Source organism: Pedobacter sp., assembly GCF_045628745.1.
In the GTDB taxonomy this organism is placed as follows: domain Bacteria; phylum Bacteroidota; class Bacteroidia; order Sphingobacteriales; family Sphingobacteriaceae; genus Pedobacter.
Map to the genome: position 1 here is coordinate 11,734 of NZ_JAZQPU010000373.1, position 16,373 is coordinate 28,106.

17 protein-coding genes are annotated in these 16,373 nt (G+C 39.1%); 2 read left to right on the forward strand and 15 right to left on the reverse strand.

Annotation, left to right across the window (positions count from 1 at the left end; all coding sequences use genetic code 11):
• Nucleotides 1–35: 35 nt before the first annotated feature.
• The 4 genes from ACR2F7_RS13565 to ACR2F7_RS13580 are packed head-to-tail and all read right to left on the reverse strand — an operon-like array spanning nt 36 to nt 3,926.
• Nucleotides 36–602, reverse strand: coding sequence for a hypothetical protein (locus ACR2F7_RS13565; RefSeq protein WP_432714093.1), 567 nt, complete (start codon nt 600–602; stop codon nt 36–38).
• Nucleotides 603–1,625, reverse strand: a complete 1,023-nt coding sequence (gene galE / locus ACR2F7_RS13570; protein WP_432714094.1) for a UDP-glucose 4-epimerase GalE — start codon at nt 1,623–1,625, stop codon at nt 603–605.
• A 1-nt stretch (nt 1,626) separates the two neighbouring features.
• Nucleotides 1,627–2,616 (reverse strand): UDP-glucuronic acid decarboxylase family protein, encoded by a 990-nt coding sequence (locus ACR2F7_RS13575; protein WP_432714095.1) that lies wholly within the window; start codon nt 2,614–2,616, stop codon nt 1,627–1,629.
• Entirely contained in the window at nt 2,616–3,926 is a 1,311-nt protein-coding gene (locus tag ACR2F7_RS13580) for a UDP-glucose dehydrogenase family protein (RefSeq protein ID WP_432714096.1), read from the reverse strand. Before ACR2F7_RS13580 ends, ACR2F7_RS13575 begins: the two co-directional genes overlap by 1 nt.
• 141 nt (nt 3,927–4,067) lie before the next feature.
• Here ACR2F7_RS13580 and ACR2F7_RS13585 point away from each other — a divergent pair, with 141 nt between their 5' ends.
• Nucleotides 4,068–5,288, forward strand: a complete 1,221-nt coding sequence (locus ACR2F7_RS13585; protein WP_432714097.1) for a 3-deoxy-D-manno-octulosonic acid transferase — start codon at nt 4,068–4,070, stop codon at nt 5,286–5,288.
• Here ACR2F7_RS13585 and hemH read toward each other — a convergent pair.
• Genes hemH through ACR2F7_RS13605 form a run of 4 tightly spaced genes read right to left on the reverse strand, consistent with a single transcriptional unit; the run spans nt 5,285 to nt 10,112 of the window.
• Nucleotides 5,285–6,301: a ferrochelatase gene (hemH, locus tag ACR2F7_RS13590; RefSeq protein ID WP_432714098.1), complete on the reverse strand. Its 1,017-nt coding sequence runs from the start codon at nt 6,299–6,301 to the stop codon at nt 5,285–5,287. The genes ACR2F7_RS13585 and hemH overlap by 4 nt on opposite strands.
• A gap of 2 nt (nt 6,302–6,303) precedes the next feature.
• Nucleotides 6,304–8,682, reverse strand: coding sequence for a TonB-dependent receptor (locus ACR2F7_RS13595; protein WP_432714099.1), 2,379 nt, complete (start codon nt 8,680–8,682; stop codon nt 6,304–6,306).
• Between the two features lie 15 nt (nt 8,683–8,697).
• Nucleotides 8,698–9,546, reverse strand: coding sequence for a 4-hydroxy-3-methylbut-2-enyl diphosphate reductase (locus tag ACR2F7_RS13600; RefSeq protein WP_432714100.1), 849 nt, complete (start codon nt 9,544–9,546; stop codon nt 8,698–8,700).
• A gap of 56 nt (nt 9,547–9,602) precedes the next feature.
• Nucleotides 9,603–10,112 carry a phosphoribosyltransferase family protein gene (locus tag ACR2F7_RS13605; protein ID WP_432714101.1) on the reverse strand — a complete coding sequence of 170 codons (510 nt, stop codon included), beginning with the start codon at nt 10,110–10,112 and terminating at the stop codon, nt 9,603–9,605.
• A gap of 126 nt (nt 10,113–10,238) precedes the next feature.
• Between ACR2F7_RS13605 and ACR2F7_RS13610 the strand changes: the two genes are divergently transcribed.
• A complete protein-coding gene (locus ACR2F7_RS13610; protein ID WP_432714102.1) occupies nt 10,239–10,952 on the forward strand; it encodes a head GIN domain-containing protein in 714 nt (237 codons plus the stop codon).
• 50 nt (nt 10,953–11,002) lie between these two features.
• Here the strand turns inward: ACR2F7_RS13610 and ACR2F7_RS13615 are convergent, their stop codons facing one another.
• The 7 genes from ACR2F7_RS13615 to kbl all read right to left on the reverse strand — a co-directional run bounded on the left by ACR2F7_RS13615 (nt 11,003) and on the right by kbl (nt 16,329).
• Entirely contained in the window at nt 11,003–11,407 is a 405-nt protein-coding gene (locus ACR2F7_RS13615; RefSeq protein WP_432714103.1) for a hypothetical protein, read from the reverse strand.
• Nucleotide 11,408: 1 nt separating this feature from the next.
• Nucleotides 11,409–12,827, reverse strand: coding sequence for a 23S rRNA (uracil(1939)-C(5))-methyltransferase RlmD (rlmD, locus tag ACR2F7_RS13620; RefSeq protein ID WP_432714104.1), 1,419 nt, complete (start codon nt 12,825–12,827; stop codon nt 11,409–11,411).
• A 106-nt stretch (nt 12,828–12,933) separates the two neighbouring features.
• On the reverse strand, nt 12,934–13,044 hold the full coding sequence (locus ACR2F7_RS13625) for a phenylalanyl-tRNA synthetase subunit alpha (RefSeq protein WP_432714105.1): 111 nt from the start codon (nt 13,042–13,044) through the stop codon (nt 12,934–12,936).
• 65 nt (nt 13,045–13,109) lie between these two features.
• Entirely contained in the window at nt 13,110–13,685 is a 576-nt protein-coding gene (locus ACR2F7_RS13630; protein WP_432714106.1) for a TetR/AcrR family transcriptional regulator, read from the reverse strand.
• On the reverse strand, nt 13,685–14,089 hold the full coding sequence (locus tag ACR2F7_RS13635) for a hypothetical protein (RefSeq protein WP_432714107.1): 405 nt from the start codon (nt 14,087–14,089) through the stop codon (nt 13,685–13,687). The genes ACR2F7_RS13630 and ACR2F7_RS13635 overlap by 1 nt, the downstream gene beginning before the upstream one ends.
• Nucleotides 14,089–15,126 carry a phenylalanine--tRNA ligase subunit alpha gene (pheS, locus tag ACR2F7_RS13640; RefSeq protein WP_432714108.1) on the reverse strand — a complete coding sequence of 346 codons (1,038 nt, stop codon included), beginning with the start codon at nt 15,124–15,126 and terminating at the stop codon, nt 14,089–14,091. Before pheS ends, ACR2F7_RS13635 begins: the two co-directional genes overlap by 1 nt.
• A gap of 15 nt (nt 15,127–15,141) precedes the next feature.
• Complete coding sequence (gene kbl, locus ACR2F7_RS13645; protein WP_432714109.1) at nt 15,142–16,329, reverse strand: glycine C-acetyltransferase; 1,188 nt, start codon at nt 16,327–16,329, stop codon at nt 15,142–15,144.
• Nucleotides 16,330–16,373: the final 44 nt, after the last annotated feature.

The following is a 16,373-nucleotide window of genomic DNA, read 5'->3' on the forward strand; positions in this document are numbered from 1 at the left end:
TTTTAAGGTAATGATAAACTGCAGCAGTAATCATTTTACAATTCTTTCGGTAAGCCCATATCTGCAGCAGAATGGGCTATTTTACTGTTATTAACTTTATTCAATAAAGCGTTGAAGTTTTCCTGCAGGTCAAACTGCCAGTCTTCGTGCAGTTTCAGATACTTTTTATACACCGACAACGTCGTTCTTAAAAAATACGTGGTCAATTTCTCCTGGTATTTATATAAAGCGGAGTAAACACTTTCATTAAAGACCAGAGGAATGTTGTAAAGTAAATAAATCCGCAACTCTACTTCGCTGTTTACCGCTTTAGTTACTTTAAAGTGGTGGTTCAGCTGGCCGTTCAGTTTTCTGAATATGGCCAGTGTATCTTTGGAAGACAAGTGTTTCTGGCCGTTCAGCAGTGCCACAGCTTCATCAATTTCTGCTTGAAGCTGTTCATGCCTGGCTGTTAAATCATGTTCATCTTCCAGCAATTTAAAGTGCAGGTGTTCTGTTAATACTTTGTCTTTGGCGATAAGGCGGAGCAATAACTTATCTTTTTCCTTTGGAGGAAGATTGACAATAGCATCTTTTAAGTCCTTATGCTCCTTTAATAACATTTAAAATGGATTATCTTTCAAATATTTTTCCCAGTTCCAGGCAGACAGCATCATTTCATTAATGTCTAATTCAGCTTTCCAGCCCAACTCCTGCGTAGATTTAGTGACATCGCCCCACACCTTTTCAACATCCCCTTCACGTCTGGCGCCAATGGTATAGTTGAGCTTTTGGCCGGTAGATTTTTCAAAAGCCTGAATAATTTCTAACACCGAGGAGCCCTTACCTGTACCTAAATTAAATACTTCGTAATTGCTGGACGCTTTTTTGCTTTCCATTCTTCTGATGGCAGCTACGTGTGCTTTAGCTAAATCAACCACATGAATATAATCTCTGACAGCACTTCCATCTGGTGTAGCGTAGTCATTACCATAAACGGTAATAGGACCACGTTTACCAATAGCGGATTGCGTAATAAAAGGCACCAGGTTTTGAGGCACGCCAATTGGCAATTCGCCAATTAAAGCGGTAGCATGAGCACCCACCGGATTAAAATAGCGCAGAGAGATGACCTTCAATGCAGGCATGACCGCACAACTGTCTTGTAAAATCTCTTCTGCTATTTGTTTGGTATTTCCATAAGGAGACTCTGCCTTTTTAACGGGCGCAGCTTCTGTTACAGGTAATACATCTGGCTGACCATAAACGGTGCAGGAAGAAGAAAACACCAAATCAATATCGGCATTAAAGCCATTGATGACATTGATCAAGGAATACAAATTGTTTCTATAATATTTTAGGGGCTGCTGTACAGATTCACCAACTGCTTTATAGGCAGCAAAGTGAATAACGCCGGTGATATCAGCATTTTGGTCCACGAAGGCTTTAACTTTAGCTTCATCACATAAGTCCAATTCAAAAAATTGAAACTCTTTGCCGGTAATTTTTTTGAGCTGGTTTAAGATCTTAGGATTTGAATTCGCGAAGTTATCAACAATGACAACCTCGTATCCAGCGTTGTGTAGTTCAACAACGGTATGGGATCCTATAAATCCTGTACCGCCAGTTACCAATATTTTTGACATGTTATTTGTTATAGGTTGCAAAATCTTTATGTTCATTGTTAAACAAAGCAGAGGCTGGTAAAGATTTAAAATACTCATAAGTAATTTTAAGTCCTTTTTCCCTGCTCACCTTTGGTGCCCAGCCTAATATTTCTGTAGCCTTGGTGATATCTGGCCTGCGTTGTTTAGGATCGTCAACAGGAAGATCTCTTAACACCATTTTCTGGTTGGTACCGGTCAGTTTAATAATTTCCTCGCCGAACTGCTTAATGGTAATTTCATCGGGATTACCAATATTCATTGGTTGCGCATAATCACTCAACAGCAAACGGTAAATTCCTTCAATCAGATCGTCCACATAGCAGAAAGAGCGGGTTTGAGAACCATCACCAAATACGGTAAGGTCTTCACCACGTAAAGCCTGGCCGATAAAAGCTGGCAATACACGACCATCATTCAAACGCATTCTTGGACCATAAGTATTAAAAATCCTCACAATACGGGTTTCCAATCCATGGAAAGTATGGTAGGCCATGGTCATGGCTTCCTGAAAGCGCTTGGCTTCATCGTAAACCCCACGTGGGCCTACAGGGTTTACATTACCCCAGTATTCTTCTGGCTGAGGATTGACATTAGGATCACCATAAACTTCTGAAGTAGAAGCAATGAGCATCCTTGCCCCTTTATCTTTGGCCAGTCCTAACAAGTTATGCGTTCCCAAAGAACCCACCTTTAAAGTCTGGATAGGGATTTTTAAATAGTCAATAGGACTTGCCGGCGAAGCAAAGTGCAATACATAGTCTAAAGGACCAGGTACATAAACAAACTTAGAAACATCATGGTGATAAAACTCAAAGTTCTCCAGCTTAAACAGGTGTTCAATATTATGTAAATCTCCGGTGATCAGGTTATCCATCCCAATGACGAAAAAACCTTCTTTGATAAAACGATCACATAAATGCGATCCTAAAAAACCAGCTGCACCGGTAATTAAAACTCTTTTTTGTTCCATTAGTTAATCAGTTTACGACCAATGCTATTGTAATAATAACCCAGGTCAATCATTTTCTGAAGGTCATATAAATTACGTCCGTCAAAAATTACTTTGTTTGCCATTGCAGCTTCCATCCTTTCGAAATCAGGATTTCGGAATACCGACCATTCTGTAGCAATCAACAAGGCATCAGCATTTGCTAAAGCTTCGTATTGGTTTTCTGCGTATTTGATTTTGTCGCCTACGATTTTCTTCACATTTGACATTCCTTCAGGATCAAATGCAGTTACTGTAGCGCCGTGTTTAATTAAGTAGTCAATGATGTACAAGGCTGGTGCTTCACGAATATCATCCGTTTCTGGTTTAAAAGCTAAGCCCCATAATGCAAAATGCTTTCCTTTGATATCGTCTTTATAGTATTTCAACACTTTATCCACAAGGATAATTTTCTGCCTTTCGTTAACTTCCATCACCGCTTTAAGGATCTGGAAATCGTACTTGTTCTCTTCAGCAGATTTTGCCAGGGCCTGCACATCTTTAGGGAAACAACTTCCACCATAGCCTATACCGGGAAATAAGAAACGCTTACCAATGCGGTCGTCAGACCCAATGCCTCTACGTACAGCATCAACATCAGCACCTACGATTTCGCATAAATTAGCGACCTCATTCATAAAGGTAATTTTGGTGGCCAGGAAAGAATTTGCCGCATACTTGGTCAATTCTGAAGAACGCTCGTCCATGAATAAAATAGGGTTGCCCTGACGCACATAGGGACCATATAATTCGGCCATTAATTTTTGTGCTTTTTCACTTCTTGTGCCAATCACCACACGGTCGGGTTTCATGAAATCATCAACAGCGACACCTTCACGTAAAAATTCAGGGTTAGAAACTACATCAATTTCTATATCAGTATATTCAGTGAACACTGCCTGCACTTTATCTGCGGTGCCTACAGGTACTGTAGATTTGTTAACGATTACCTTGTATTCAGTAACCAGCCTGGAAATGTCTTTTGCCGCACCCAAAATATAAGAAAGATCGGCAGCGCCATCACCACCCGGAGGCGTTGGCAAGGCCATAAATATAATTTGCGCTTCTTTTACTGCTAAAGCAAGATCTGTAGTAAAAGTTAATCTTTTTTGTACAATATTTCTAAGAAATAAAACATCAAGGCCTGGCTCATAGATAGGAATAATACCGTTCTGCATATTCTGCACTTTGGCTTTATCAATATCAACACAGATAACATCGTTACCCGTTTCAGCGAGGCATGTTCCGGTAACTAAACCGACATATCCTGTTCCGATTACAGCAATTTTCATAAAATAAATAAGATTTTAGGTTGAACAGAGAAGAGCAGCACGTTCTATTGAGTATAGTTCCGGAACTTGTGTTTCTCATAAATTAGTAGAGTTTTAATTTAATAAAGTATCTTCGGCGAAGATAATAAATAAACATCCAAAATGCTTTTTCTTTATAACTTTGGTATTTACTTTTATAGCTTCCTGGTTAAAGCATTTGCTTTATTTAGTCCTAAAGCTAAACTATTTATTCAAGGCAGGCAAGATATTTTTAAACGCCTTGCACAAAGTATACAACCTGGGCAAGCTCATGTATGGTTTCATTTTGCTTCCTTAGGAGAATTTGAACAGGGAAGACCTGTACTGGAGAAAATCAAAACTGTTTATCCGGGTAAAAAAATTGTGGTTACCTTTTTCTCTCCTTCTGGTTATGAAATCAGGAAAAATTATGCGCTTGCAGATGCCGTATTTTATTTACCTCTGGATACAGCTGCTAATGCAAAGAAATTTATAGAGGTGGTGAATCCTGAAATTGCCATATTTACCAAATATGAGTTTTGGTATCATTATTTCAGAGAGCTCAAAAACAGAAACATTCCTTTATTCTTAATATCAGGTATTTTCAGACCGGAACAAGTGTTTTTTAAATGGTATGGTGGTTTCTACCGGGCCCTATTGAAAGACATCAGCCATTTCTTTGTTCAAAATGAAGAAAGCATTAGGTTATTAAATAGCATCGGTCTGCACGATGTTACACTCAGTGGTGACACCCGCTTTGATCGTGTTTTTGAAAATGTGGCTACAGTTAAAAAGCTTAGGGTGATAGAAGATTTCATACAGCAATCACCCGTTTTAATAGCAGGAAGCACCTGGCCACAAGATGAGGTTTTAATTGCTTCATGGGCTAAAAATCATAGCGACTGGAAAGTTATCCTGGCGCCCCATGAAATTGGGGCTGCACACCTTAACCAAATAAGTTCGCTCTTTCCTGAAGCCATCAATTATTCCAAAATAAAGGATCAAGCAACAGTGCCGGCTCAAGTATTAATTATTGACAATATAGGTCTTTTATCTTCTCTTTATCAATATGGTAAAATCGCTTATATAGGAGGTGGATTTGGCGTTGGTATACATAATACCCTGGAAGCAGCGGCATTTGGATTGCCAGTGATTATAGGACCACGTTATGATAAATTTCAGGAAGCGAAAGATTTAGTGGCGCTAGGAGCAGCCATCTCTATTACAGATGGCAAAGACCTGGAAAATGCATTCCAGACCTTTACCGAAAACCCTGAGCCAGGAAAAAAGGCACAGGCTTATGTTGTAGAGAAAAAAGGTGCCACCGAAGGTATTCTACGGCACATCATTCCTTTTTTAAATTAGTTATTTTTTGCCATGGCCACCATGGCTTCAATCCATTTAGGATGGTCATTTAAGCTGGCTACAAGCTGCACTTCTTCACCACCTAAAGCTTTGAATTCCTCATGGTATTCTACACTCACCTCGTATAGGGTTTCCAGACAATCAGCCACGAATGCCGGACAGAAAACTAGTAAACGCTTTTTACCCCTGGCGGCTAAATCTTTTAAGACATCGGTTGTATAAGGTTGTACCCAAGGTTCTTTACCTAATCGTGATTGGAAGCATACGGAATATTTATCTGCAGGGATGTTTAATTCTTCAGCAATTAACCTTGCGGTATCGTGGCATTGCGCAGAATAACAGTATTTGTTGACATCGGTTAAAGTTGCACAGCAGTTGTCTTTCTTGAGGCAGTGGTGACCAGAGTGATCACATTTGATGAGCTGGCGTTCTGGTAAACCATGAAAGCTGAATAAAATCTGATCGTAAGTTTCTGGCTGGTAACGTTTGGCCTTGTCAGCGAAAGTTTCAATCATCAATTTGTTATCATGAAAAGAGTTGACAAAGCTAATTTCAGGGATCGTCTGCCATTTGCTTACAATTTCCATTACCTTTTGAATCACAGAACCTGTACTGGCCGAAGCATATTGCGGAAACAAAGGAACCACACGGATGCTTTCTACCAGGCCTGCTTTCATATTTTCCAATGCAGACTTGATGGATGGTGTCTGGTAACGCATGGCCAGTTCAACATGGTACTCGTCACCCAATTCTTCCTGCACCAAAGCTGTTTGGACTTTACTGAAATAGAGTAATGGAGAGCCATTTTCATCCCATATTTCCTTATAAAGTTTGGCCGTTTTCGGACTACGGAAAGGCACAATGATACCCTTCACTAACAATGTTCTGTTAAAGGCATTGATGTCAATAACCCGCTCGTCCATTAAAAACTCGTCGAGGTATTTACGAACATCACCCACCTCCGGACTGTCCGGAGTTCCTAAATTCACGAATAATATACCTTTTTTGCCCATAGTTAAAATTCAAAAATAATGCCGATGGAAGGTAAAATATTTCCACTGGTATTGTCCAGCAATTTGGTCTTAAAGCGGGAAGGATCGCCAGGCATATCCTGGGCATTTCCATTACCATCTCTATCTAACACTAATTGTGGTTGTGTTTCGTACTTGTTGTAAGTTAAATTTTGAATGTCCAAATATACGTTAAGGTTAAATTTCCTGAAAGGATACTTCTTATCTACTCGTAAGTCAAACTGATAAAAATCTTTTAACTTACTGACATTCAACCTATCATAGTCCTGCACACCTTGTGGATAAACGGAATAATTACTTTTTAATGATGAATAAGCAAGGTCGTATGGTGTATATGGTCCACCGCCTGTATACCTGAACTTGGCCCCTATTTCCCAGTTGCGTTTCAAAATTTTACCAGCGGTCAGACTCAGAATAAAGCGGTTGTTCCAGCTCGACTGAACATATTCTTCATGTTTATCCTTAAATTCACTTTTATAGATAGTTAAGGCAAAAATGCCATAGAAACCTTTGTTTAAACGTTGCTGGGCAAAAAATTCAAGTCCGTAACTTCTGCCCTCAGTAACGCCTGTATAAGGTCTGTTACCCACAACACCAAAATCTGCACCTAAATTGGCCAGCGGAATGGTATCATTGAGGATTTCTATCATTGGGTAGTTGGAATAGCCTTTATAAAAACCTTCTACTGTAAACTTCGTATTTTTAAGGGTATTGTATTCAAAGCCTGCCACAATTTGTTTAGACTTGATATAGTCGACCGCTTTATTCAACAAAGGGCCATCTTTACTTTTACGATAGCCTAATAAAGTATAAGAAGGCAATTGGTAATAAATGCCGGTGTTAAAATTGAAGCTTATTTTTTCTGTGAGGTTATAAGAGGCAGAAAACCTGGGTGAAAAGGTTTGAAGCGGGTTATGCATTTGTGAGGCATAATTATTACCATCAAAACGGATTCCAAATGACAAGTTGAGCTGCTCATTAAAATAAGGAGCACTCAGCTGTGCAAACAAACCGTACTTCTGAAAGCTGAGCTCAGACTGGTATTGATCTATCGTACCGGGTACATATTGTAGAGTACGGGTATTGTATTCCACACTTTCCAGCCCTGCACCAAAATTAATTTTATATTTCCCCTCCTTTGAGGTGTTTTCAAAACGAAGTTTGTTTTCAATTTCCTTGCTCAGGTAGTCCAACGTTTTCACATCGTTTTCGTTGTTGTCTTTGTATTTATCAGCGCTATTATTGAGGTAATTTCTACTGAGCACAAAAGTAGAGAAACCTTTATCGCGGTAATTTTTATAGACGGCCCCAAGGGTATAATTCTCCTGGTTATTCTCTGGCAGGTTGGCCAATAGATAGCTGTTGCTCTCGGTGTCATCAGCAGAGAAATTAAGCTTTGATTTATCAATGGCGCCCAGTCCGAGAATGGTTAATTCATGTTTGGCATTGAACCTGGTTTTCAATTTAAACTGAAAATCCTGGTAAGAAGGTAAAAACGGTAAGCCAAGGAGTTTGAATAGTCCCTGTAAATAAGATAAACGATAAGAAGCTATAAAAGTGGTTTTCTCTGTTAGCGGGCCTTCTAAGGTAGTGGCAAAATCACTTGATCCTAAGGTGAGGGAAGCACGCAACTGATCGGGGTTACCATCTTTTTGTTTAAATTCAAAAACAGAGCTTAAGGTATTACCTCGTGATGCAGGAAAAGCACCGGAATAAAAGTCTACCTCTTTAATGAAATCTACATTAATTAAGCCTACAGGGCCACCCGAAGAACCTTGGGTGGTAAAATGGTTGATGTTAGGGATTTCTACGCCATCGATGTAAAACCTATTTTCATTGGGTGCACCACCGCGAATAATAATGTCGTTACGAAAACTTACTGGTGCGGATACACCGGGTAAGGACTGGATAACTTTGGAGATGTCCCTATTGCCACCGGGATTTCTTTTGATCTCTGTGGCCCCAATGGTACGCAAGGATAAAGGACTTTCCACAGGTTTAATAAACTTAGGGGCTTCGATGGTCACTTCATTCAAGGCACTAACCTCGGTTTCCAAAGTTACATCTAATATGGCGGGCCGGAAATTGCTCACGGCAATATCAAAAACAGATTTGCGTTTGTAGCCCACAAATAAAAAGGTAATGTTATATACGCCGGGAGCTAATTCTTTAATGGTATAGTTACCCAGGCTGTCACTTTTCACCGGGCTCGGAAGTCCCTGGATATAAATATTTACCCCTGGGAGTGATGTGTTACTGAAAGCATCGGTAATTTTACCTTTTATAATGCCATTTTGTGCTAAAACTATATTTGCGCAAAGCGTTAGCACGACAAACAAAATCGCTTTCAGGAATTTAGGCATAAGCAGCTGGTTAAGTTAATAAGCTAATAATCGTGATTTCACCTGTTCCATTAACCACATTGGTGTAGAAGTGGCACCACAAATGCCAACTCTATCCATAGGGTTAAACCAGGAAAGGTCTAATTCTTCTACATTAGAAATGAAATAAGAATTAGGGTTATATTTTTTGCACACATCATATAGCACTTTGCCATTGGAAGATTTCTTACCCGAAACAAAGATGATTTTATCGTAGTTGGTTACAAATTTCTCAAGATCCTCATACCTGCTGGAAACTTGTCTGCATATGGTATCATTAGCTTTAACTTCATAGCCCCTGCTGAGCAATTGCTCTTTAATATGATAAAATTTATCAGTGCTCTTGGTCGTTTGGCTATATAGCGTGAATTTTGAAGGCAGTTCCATGGCATCCAGTTCTTCCAGATCCTGGAAAACAATTGCTTTACCATCTGTCTGGCCTTGAAGTCCGATCACCTCAGCATGTCCGTGCTTACCAAAGATGAGAATCTGCTCATTGTCATCATGGGAATTCTTGATCCTGTTTTGCAATTTAAGCACTACAGGACAGGAGGCATCAATAAGGGTAAGGTTATTTTTTAGGGCAAGCTCATAAGTAGAAGGTGCTTCACCATGTGCACGGATCAAGACTTTTTCATCATGAAGCAATGCTAATTGCTCATGTTCAATGATACGCAATCCTTTATCAGTGAGCCTTTTTACTTCCTCATCATTATGAACAATATCGCCCAGGCAATATAAATAAGCTTCCTGATCAAGAATATCTTCAGCCATTTCAATTGCGTAAACGACTCCGAAGCAAAATCCAGAGGCCTTGTCTATGGTAACAGCTAAATCATATTTCATCGATGGTCAAAACTTTATCTATACAAAAATACATAAAAATTTGATGCCTGGGTGTCTTAGCTTAAATAGACACAATCTTCTACCCCTTCCACATCCAACACCACATCTACATGTTCCTTTAAAACAGTTGACATTTCTAGACCTACAAAGTCGGTAGCAATGGGGAATATTTTATGACTTCTATCTACCAGCACAACAGTTCTTATCTTTTTATGCGGTGTATTTAAAAACACCCCTAATCCGTAAGCAAGAGTTTTGCCACTATTTAAAACATCATCGACAAGAATAATTACTTTATTCTTCCATTTACTTTCATCAAGGTCGGTAGTGGCAATCAGCTTACTATTTTCCTTTTCAAGGTCAATGCGCAACAGCACCACCTTTAATGCCGAAATTTCTAATAAAACTGTCCTTAACCGAAGGGCTAATTTATAACCCCTGTCCCAGATACCAGCCAACACAATTTCCTTTTCGTTAAGGTTATCTTCTAGTATCTGATAAGCAATGCGATTAATCTTTTGTTGTATTTGTATTTTATTTAGAATTACTAATTGAGAATCAGCCATTGGTGTACCTTATTTAGGATACAAAAAGAACCATTTTAAGGTACATAATCAAATATTTGAAAAATATTTTACGCAGACTGCAACGTTTTACAAAGGAATGCGTCTAAACTTTATAAAAAGAAACACATGCCAAGACCTACAAGCTACAAATTCTTATCAACGCTAATGCTCTTATGCATTGGGTTTTCACTGACGTCGTTAGCACAGCAAACTAAAACTGTAGCGGTTCAAAATTTCACAGACATTTCCGTAGCCAGCGGTATAGATTTATACCTTAGACAAGGAAACAGTGAAGGATTAAAAATAACTTCAAGTGCAGAGTTGTTGAAGGATGTTATTATAGAAAAAAAAGGAACAAGTTTGACCATCAGGTATAAGAACAATGTGAATTGGGAACGTATTGTTCACTCACAAAAAATAAAGGCTTATGTAACCTATAAAACGTTAAATGCACTTTCAGCAAGTGGCGGAAGTGATGTTTACTCACAAAATACCATTAAGAGTTCGCACTTTGCAATACATTCTTCTGGAGGATCTGATGTAAAGCTTGATTTGATGACCTCTAATTTAGAACTTCACTCCAGCGGCGGCTCGGATGTAGACTTGAGAGGTAAGGCGACGAATATGGAAATCCATGCCAGTGGTGGCAGCGACATTAACGCGTACGACTTTGTTGTTGAAAATGCCCGGGTAAATACAAGTGGTGGCTCTGACGTAAACATTCACGTCACCAAAGCATTGGAAGCCAGTGCTAGTGGTGGCAGCGAAGTTCATTTTAAAGGTAATGCAGCATTAAAAGACAACTCTTCCAAAAGTGGGGGAGTAAAGAGAGTAAATTAATCCATTTTTTTTATATCCCTGCTGTGGACCCCCTCCCAGCAGGGATTTTTTTATGCTCTTTTTTTGTAGGGATAGTAGATAAAATTTGCACCTTCAGGTACAATGACAAATACACACATGTAATCTTCAGGTTTTTTATAAGCCTTCAGGAACATTGCTTTTTTCTCTGGGTTAATGATCCCTTTCTCTACAAATTCTTCCAACGTGGAGGCCTGTATAGTCCATTCTGTATGCAGCTCTTCCCTGTTTAAAATCATTTCACCGATACTTACCGTATGCTGATGCGCAATAAAAATAGGATTGGAAGAGATTCCTTCTAACATAATTTCCATAGCCACTTCTTTGATAGAGTCAGCATAAAGATCCAGGTCTTTTTCAAGACTTACGAGTGGACTTTTTTGTTTTTCTTCCTTTTTAGGGTCTGGCTGTTGAGGTAATAATTCTTCTAAGTCCATTTTATGATTTGATTAAATTCAACAAAACAACGTTTTCAACATGCTGGGTATGTGGAAACATATCTACAGGTTTTATACGTGTTACTTCATATTTCTCTTTAAGTAACGCTAAGTCTCTTGCTTGTGTAGCGGCATTGCAACTTACATATACAATTTTTTCAGCCTCAAGTTCCAATAAACGTTCAACAACATCGGTATGCATACCAGCTCTTGGTGGGTCAGTAATGACCACATCAGGTTTGCCATGTTCAGCAATAAATGCTGTAGTTAAAATATCTTTCATGTCGCCGGCATAGAAAAGCGTATTGTTAATTCCATTCAGGTTGGAATTAAACTTGGCATCTTCAATAGCGGTAGGTACATATTCAATTCCTACAACTTGTTTTACGCCACGGGCAACAAAGTTGGCAATAGTACCTGCACCTGTATATAGATCGTATACAAGCTCATCTCCGGTAAAACCAGCAAAGTCCCTTGTGATTTTATATAACTCATGTGCCTGTAAAGAATTGGTCTGGTAAAATGATTTGATGCCGATTTTAAACTTCAGGCCATCCATCTCTTCAAAAATATAATCTCTACCGGCGTAAGTAACGACATCCTGATCAAATATGGTATCGTTTTTCTTTTGGTTGACGATATATTGTAAAGAAGTGATATCAGGGAAGTTACCCTTCAGGTACTCCATTAAACCATCAATCTGTTGCTGCTCAACATAAGCAAAGATGACGGCCACCATGACCTCACCCGTTGATGAAGTACGGATAATAAGGTTACGCAAGCTACCTTCATGGTTGCGAAGGTCATAAAAACTAATTCCCGTTCTCAGCGCATAGGCTCTCACCTGGTTTCGGATGGAGTTAGATGGTTCAGCCTGAAGATAGCAATGCTGAATATCAAGGATTTTATCAAACCGACCTGGAACGTGGAAACCTAAGGCATTAAGCTCTAAATCTTCCTGATCGCCCATATCCTCTTTGTCTAACCAGCGTTTGTTAGAAAAAGTATATTCAAGTTTGTTACGGTAGTATTTGTTCTCTGCAGAGCCAAGAATAGGCTCCATCATTGAGGTATCTATTTTAGCCAAACGTTGTAAAGCTGCCTCTACATTTTTATATTTGAATTGCAGCTGTGCATCATATTGCATATGTTGCCATTTGCAGCCTCCGCAAGTGCCGAAATGCTGACAGAAAGGATCTGTTCTGAATTCCGAAGCGGTGTGCAGCACCTCAATAACTGCTTCGGCAAAGTTTTTCTTCTTTTTCATCAGGCGCACATCAACCACATCGCCCGGCACTGCTTTATCTACAAACACTACAAGTTCGTCGGCTTTACCTACACCTTTACCTTCTTCGGCAATATCTATGATATGCAAATTAGGAAGGATAGTAACCGTCCCAGCTTTTCTGTTTCTACTCATTATGAGCGCAAATTTACAGGTTTTTTTTATCCTGTGAAGGATAATTTTGACACAAGCATTTCAGGGCATTGAAAATGCCTGAAAGAATAAGAGAAATGCTTACCTTCTAATGATCAAAAAGGCTAAGGATAACACCTAAGAAACCTTCTGCCCAGTTGAATTTTACGTCGAATTTCTCATCTACCAATACCGAAATTTCTAAAACCTCTTTGCTCATTTGCCATGACTATTTCTATAAAGATAGCGGTATTTATACCAAAAACGGTTAGGGTATGGTAATTATTACAAAGCAGCTTTAACGAGAAATGGAAGCAGTTCTTTCTGGAAACTCACAAAGTTCTTACGGACATCAGAATCGCTGACAGAGGTGAAGGCAAAAGAAAAGACAATACTTTTACTGGCTTTTAAAAGAAAAGCAAGACCTTCTTTACGAGATGGATTATTTTTGAAATGATCTAAGTTGAGGTAAGCGGCAAGCAGTAATGATTCCAGCTGATCTGAAAGATGTTTTAAAAATTCCTGAGAATTGGCATTCTCCCTAACAAAATCCCATCCAATAAATTCATTACATACGGTATAGGTTAAGCGGCAGGTTTTCATGACCAAAGCTTTTAAATGCTCTTCTTCATCTGCAAACTGCGCTTTATTTTTTAAGATCTCATGGAGGTTAAGATCCAGGTAATTCATTAAAATGGCATCCAGAATTTGCTCCTTGCTATCGAAATATTTATAGATGGTGGCTTTGGCAATGCGTGCTTTTTTAGCAATTTCATTGACACTGGTTTTATGATAGCCATATTTCCTAAATAACTCTTTAGCAGACCTTAGGATGCTCTCTTTAATTTTTTCTGGTTCCATTAATTTCTTATATGTAGTTCCTGATAGCTTTGTATAATGGTGTAAGCTTTCAGATTTTTAACTGCAGGCGCCTTTGCCGGACTGCCGTCGGTAAGCATAAATTTGGCGCCTGTACAAGGATCTGTAGCAGTTAAACTGCCCTCATCTGGTGTTATTTTACACTTGTTTTCTGGATTTATAGAACTGCAGCGGTCATAAACTTTATAACCGAATGCAGTAGAGACAATCAGTAGACCAGCCACACCTTGATTTGGCACCAGTAACACATTATTAACTGCTTTAATTTTAAATTCCTGGATGGTGATATAATAATTAACAGCCACATCAGGAATATATGTTCCCTCTTTTGCACAACCAAAAAGGAAGGGTAAGAGGAAACATAAAACAGCTTTATTTTTCGTCACTAAATTAATGACGACTTATATTGTTTAAGGAAACGGACGTCATTTTCTGAGAATAAACGCAAGTCCTTTATTTCAAACTTTAAATTGGCAATTCTTTCTATGCCCATTCCAAAAGCAAAACCACTGTATTTTTTAGAATCTATGTTACAATTTTCTAAAACATTAGGGTCTACCATACCGCAGCCTAAAATTTCTACCCAACCGCTATATTTACACAGCTGACAACCATCGCCTTTGCAAATGGTGCAGGAGATATCCATTTCTGCAGAAGGCTCTGTAAATGGGAAATATGAAGGACGGAAACGCACTTTTGTTCCCTCACCATACAACTCCTGAACAAAGTAAAAAAGGGTTTGTTTTAAATCTGCAAAGGACACATTTTCATCAACATATAAACCCTCTACCTGGTGGAAGAAACAATGTGCACGGGCAGAAATAGCTTCATTGCGGTAAACACGGCCAGGCATAATAGCTCTGAAAGGTGGTTTACCGGTTTCCATCATTCTAACCTGTACGGAAGAAGTATGTGTACGCAAAGCAATATCACCTTTTGCGCCCCCCTTTTTGATAAAGAAAGTATCCTGCATATCTCTTGCCGGATGTTCTTCAGGGAAATTTAAAGCAGAAAAGTTATGCCAGTCGTCTTCAATCTCCGGTCCTTCAGCTACGATGAAACCCAGTTTATTGAAAATATCAATGATCTCTCTTCTCACTAAAGCAAGGGGATGTCTGGAGCCAATTTCAAAGCCCTCACCCGGTAAGGTAAGGTCTAAGCCAGCTTCTTTTCCTGCAACCTCTACTTCAGTCTGCTCTTTTAGGCTCGTATATTTTGCCTCAGCAAGTTGTTTAAACTCATTAAGGACTTTTCCTAATGTTCTTTTCTCTTCAGGAGAAACAGCTTTAAACTCATCAAAAATATCCTTGATGATGCCTTTAGTACCCAGGAATTTAATCCTGAATTGTTCTAGTTCATCCGCATTTGCGGTTGAAAAAACATTTATTTCTTCTGTATACTGTGTTATCTTCTCTTGTAACATGACGGCAAATATAAGCTAAATAACACCCAGTTCCTTACCAACTTTGGTAAATGCAGCAATGGCTTTATCTAAATGATGTTGTTGATGGGCAGCAGAAAGTTGCACCCTGATTCTTGCTTTTCCCTGCGGTACCACCGGATAATAAAAACCGATGACATAAATCCCTTCGTCAAGCATTTTAGCCGCAAAGGTTTGTGCCAACTTAGCATCATATAACATCACAGGCACAATAGGGTGAACACCTTTAGGAATATCAAAACCTGCAGCAGTCATTTGCTCACGGAAATATAAAGTATTGCTTTCCAGTTGGTCGCGCAGCTCCGTGGTTTCACTCAGCATATCTAAAACAGCTACTGAAGCACCTGCAATTGCCGGAGCTAAGGTGTTGGAGAACAAATAAGGTCTTGAACGTTGACGCAGCATATCGATAATTTCCTTTTTACCTGCTGTAAAACCGCCCGAAGCACCACCTAAAGCTTTCCCTAAGGTTCCGGTAATGATATCAACACGGTCGATAACACCACAATGCTCGTGTGTACCACGCCCATTTTTACCCATAAAACCTGTACAGTGCGATTCATCAATCATCACTAATGCTTCATATTGATCAGCAAGGTCACAGATTTTATCTAATTGAGCGATGGTTCCATCCATAGAAAAGGCACCATCTGTTACAATAATTCTATTTCTGCACCCCGCAGCTGCTTTCAGCTGTTCTTCCAGGTCTTCCATGTTGTTGTGCTTATAACGGAAGCGTTTGGCTTTGCATAAGCGAACACCATCAATGATTGAAGCGTGATTTAACTCGTCAGATATAATAGCATCAAGGTCGTTAAACAAGGGTTCAAAAACACCCCCATTAGCATCAAAGGCAGCAGCATATAAAATAGTATCTTCGGTACCTAAAAAGGTGGAAAGTTTAGCCTCCAGCTCTTTGTGTACATCCTGGGTGCCGCAAATAAAGCGTACCGAGGACATGCCATAACCATATTGATCAATTGCTTTTTTTGCTGCTTCCGTAACCCTTGGGTCAGCAGATAAACCAAGATAGTTGTTTGCACAAAAATTGACTACTTCTTGTCCGGTACTTACTTTAATGTCTGCACCCTGAGGTGTAACAATAATTCTTTCCCTTTTAAATAAGCCATCTTTCTCTATTTGGTCTAGTTCTTGTTTAAGAATCGGTTGTAATGTTTTATACATTTTTATTCAATTGTTAGTCAAAGTTAGGAAATTATCACTTTATC

What these genes read in the sequence shown, in the direction of transcription:
- ACR2F7_RS13565 (WP_432714093.1), bottom strand. Translation starts at nt 602, where the DNA reads ATGTTATTAAAGGAGCATAAGGACTTAAAAGATGCTATTGTCAATCTT.
- galE (WP_432714094.1), bottom strand. Translation starts at nt 1,625, where the DNA reads ATGTCAAAAATATTGGTAACTGGCGGTACAGGATTTATAGGATCCCAT.
- ACR2F7_RS13575 (WP_432714095.1), bottom strand. Translation starts at nt 2,616, where the DNA reads ATGGAACAAAAAAGAGTTTTAATTACCGGTGCAGCTGGTTTTTTAGGA.
- ACR2F7_RS13580 (WP_432714096.1), bottom strand. Translation starts at nt 3,926, where the DNA reads ATGAAAATTGCTGTAATCGGAACAGGATATGTCGGTTTAGTTACCGGA.
- ACR2F7_RS13585 (WP_432714097.1), top strand. Translation starts at nt 4,068, where the DNA reads ATGCTTTTTCTTTATAACTTTGGTATTTACTTTTATAGCTTCCTGGTT.
- hemH (WP_432714098.1), bottom strand. Translation starts at nt 6,301, where the DNA reads ATGGGCAAAAAAGGTATATTATTCGTGAATTTAGGAACTCCGGACAGT.
- ACR2F7_RS13595 (WP_432714099.1), bottom strand. Translation starts at nt 8,682, where the DNA reads ATGCCTAAATTCCTGAAAGCGATTTTGTTTGTCGTGCTAACGCTTTGC.
- ACR2F7_RS13600 (WP_432714100.1), bottom strand. Translation starts at nt 9,546, where the DNA reads ATGAAATATGATTTAGCTGTTACCATAGACAAGGCCTCTGGATTTTGC.
- ACR2F7_RS13605 (WP_432714101.1), bottom strand. Translation starts at nt 10,112, where the DNA reads ATGGCTGATTCTCAATTAGTAATTCTAAATAAAATACAAATACAACAA.
- ACR2F7_RS13610 (WP_432714102.1), top strand. Translation starts at nt 10,239, where the DNA reads ATGCCAAGACCTACAAGCTACAAATTCTTATCAACGCTAATGCTCTTA.
- ACR2F7_RS13615 (WP_432714103.1), bottom strand. Translation starts at nt 11,407, where the DNA reads ATGGACTTAGAAGAATTATTACCTCAACAGCCAGACCCTAAAAAGGAA.
- rlmD (WP_432714104.1), bottom strand. Translation starts at nt 12,827, where the DNA reads ATGAGTAGAAACAGAAAAGCTGGGACGGTTACTATCCTTCCTAATTTG.
- ACR2F7_RS13625 (WP_432714105.1), bottom strand. Translation starts at nt 13,044, where the DNA reads ATGAGCAAAGAGGTTTTAGAAATTTCGGTATTGGTAGATGAGAAATTC.
- ACR2F7_RS13630 (WP_432714106.1), bottom strand. Translation starts at nt 13,685, where the DNA reads ATGGAACCAGAAAAAATTAAAGAGAGCATCCTAAGGTCTGCTAAAGAG.
- pheS (WP_432714108.1), bottom strand. Translation starts at nt 15,126, where the DNA reads ATGTTACAAGAGAAGATAACACAGTATACAGAAGAAATAAATGTTTTT.
- kbl (WP_432714109.1), bottom strand. Translation starts at nt 16,329, where the DNA reads ATGTATAAAACATTACAACCGATTCTTAAACAAGAACTAGACCAAATA.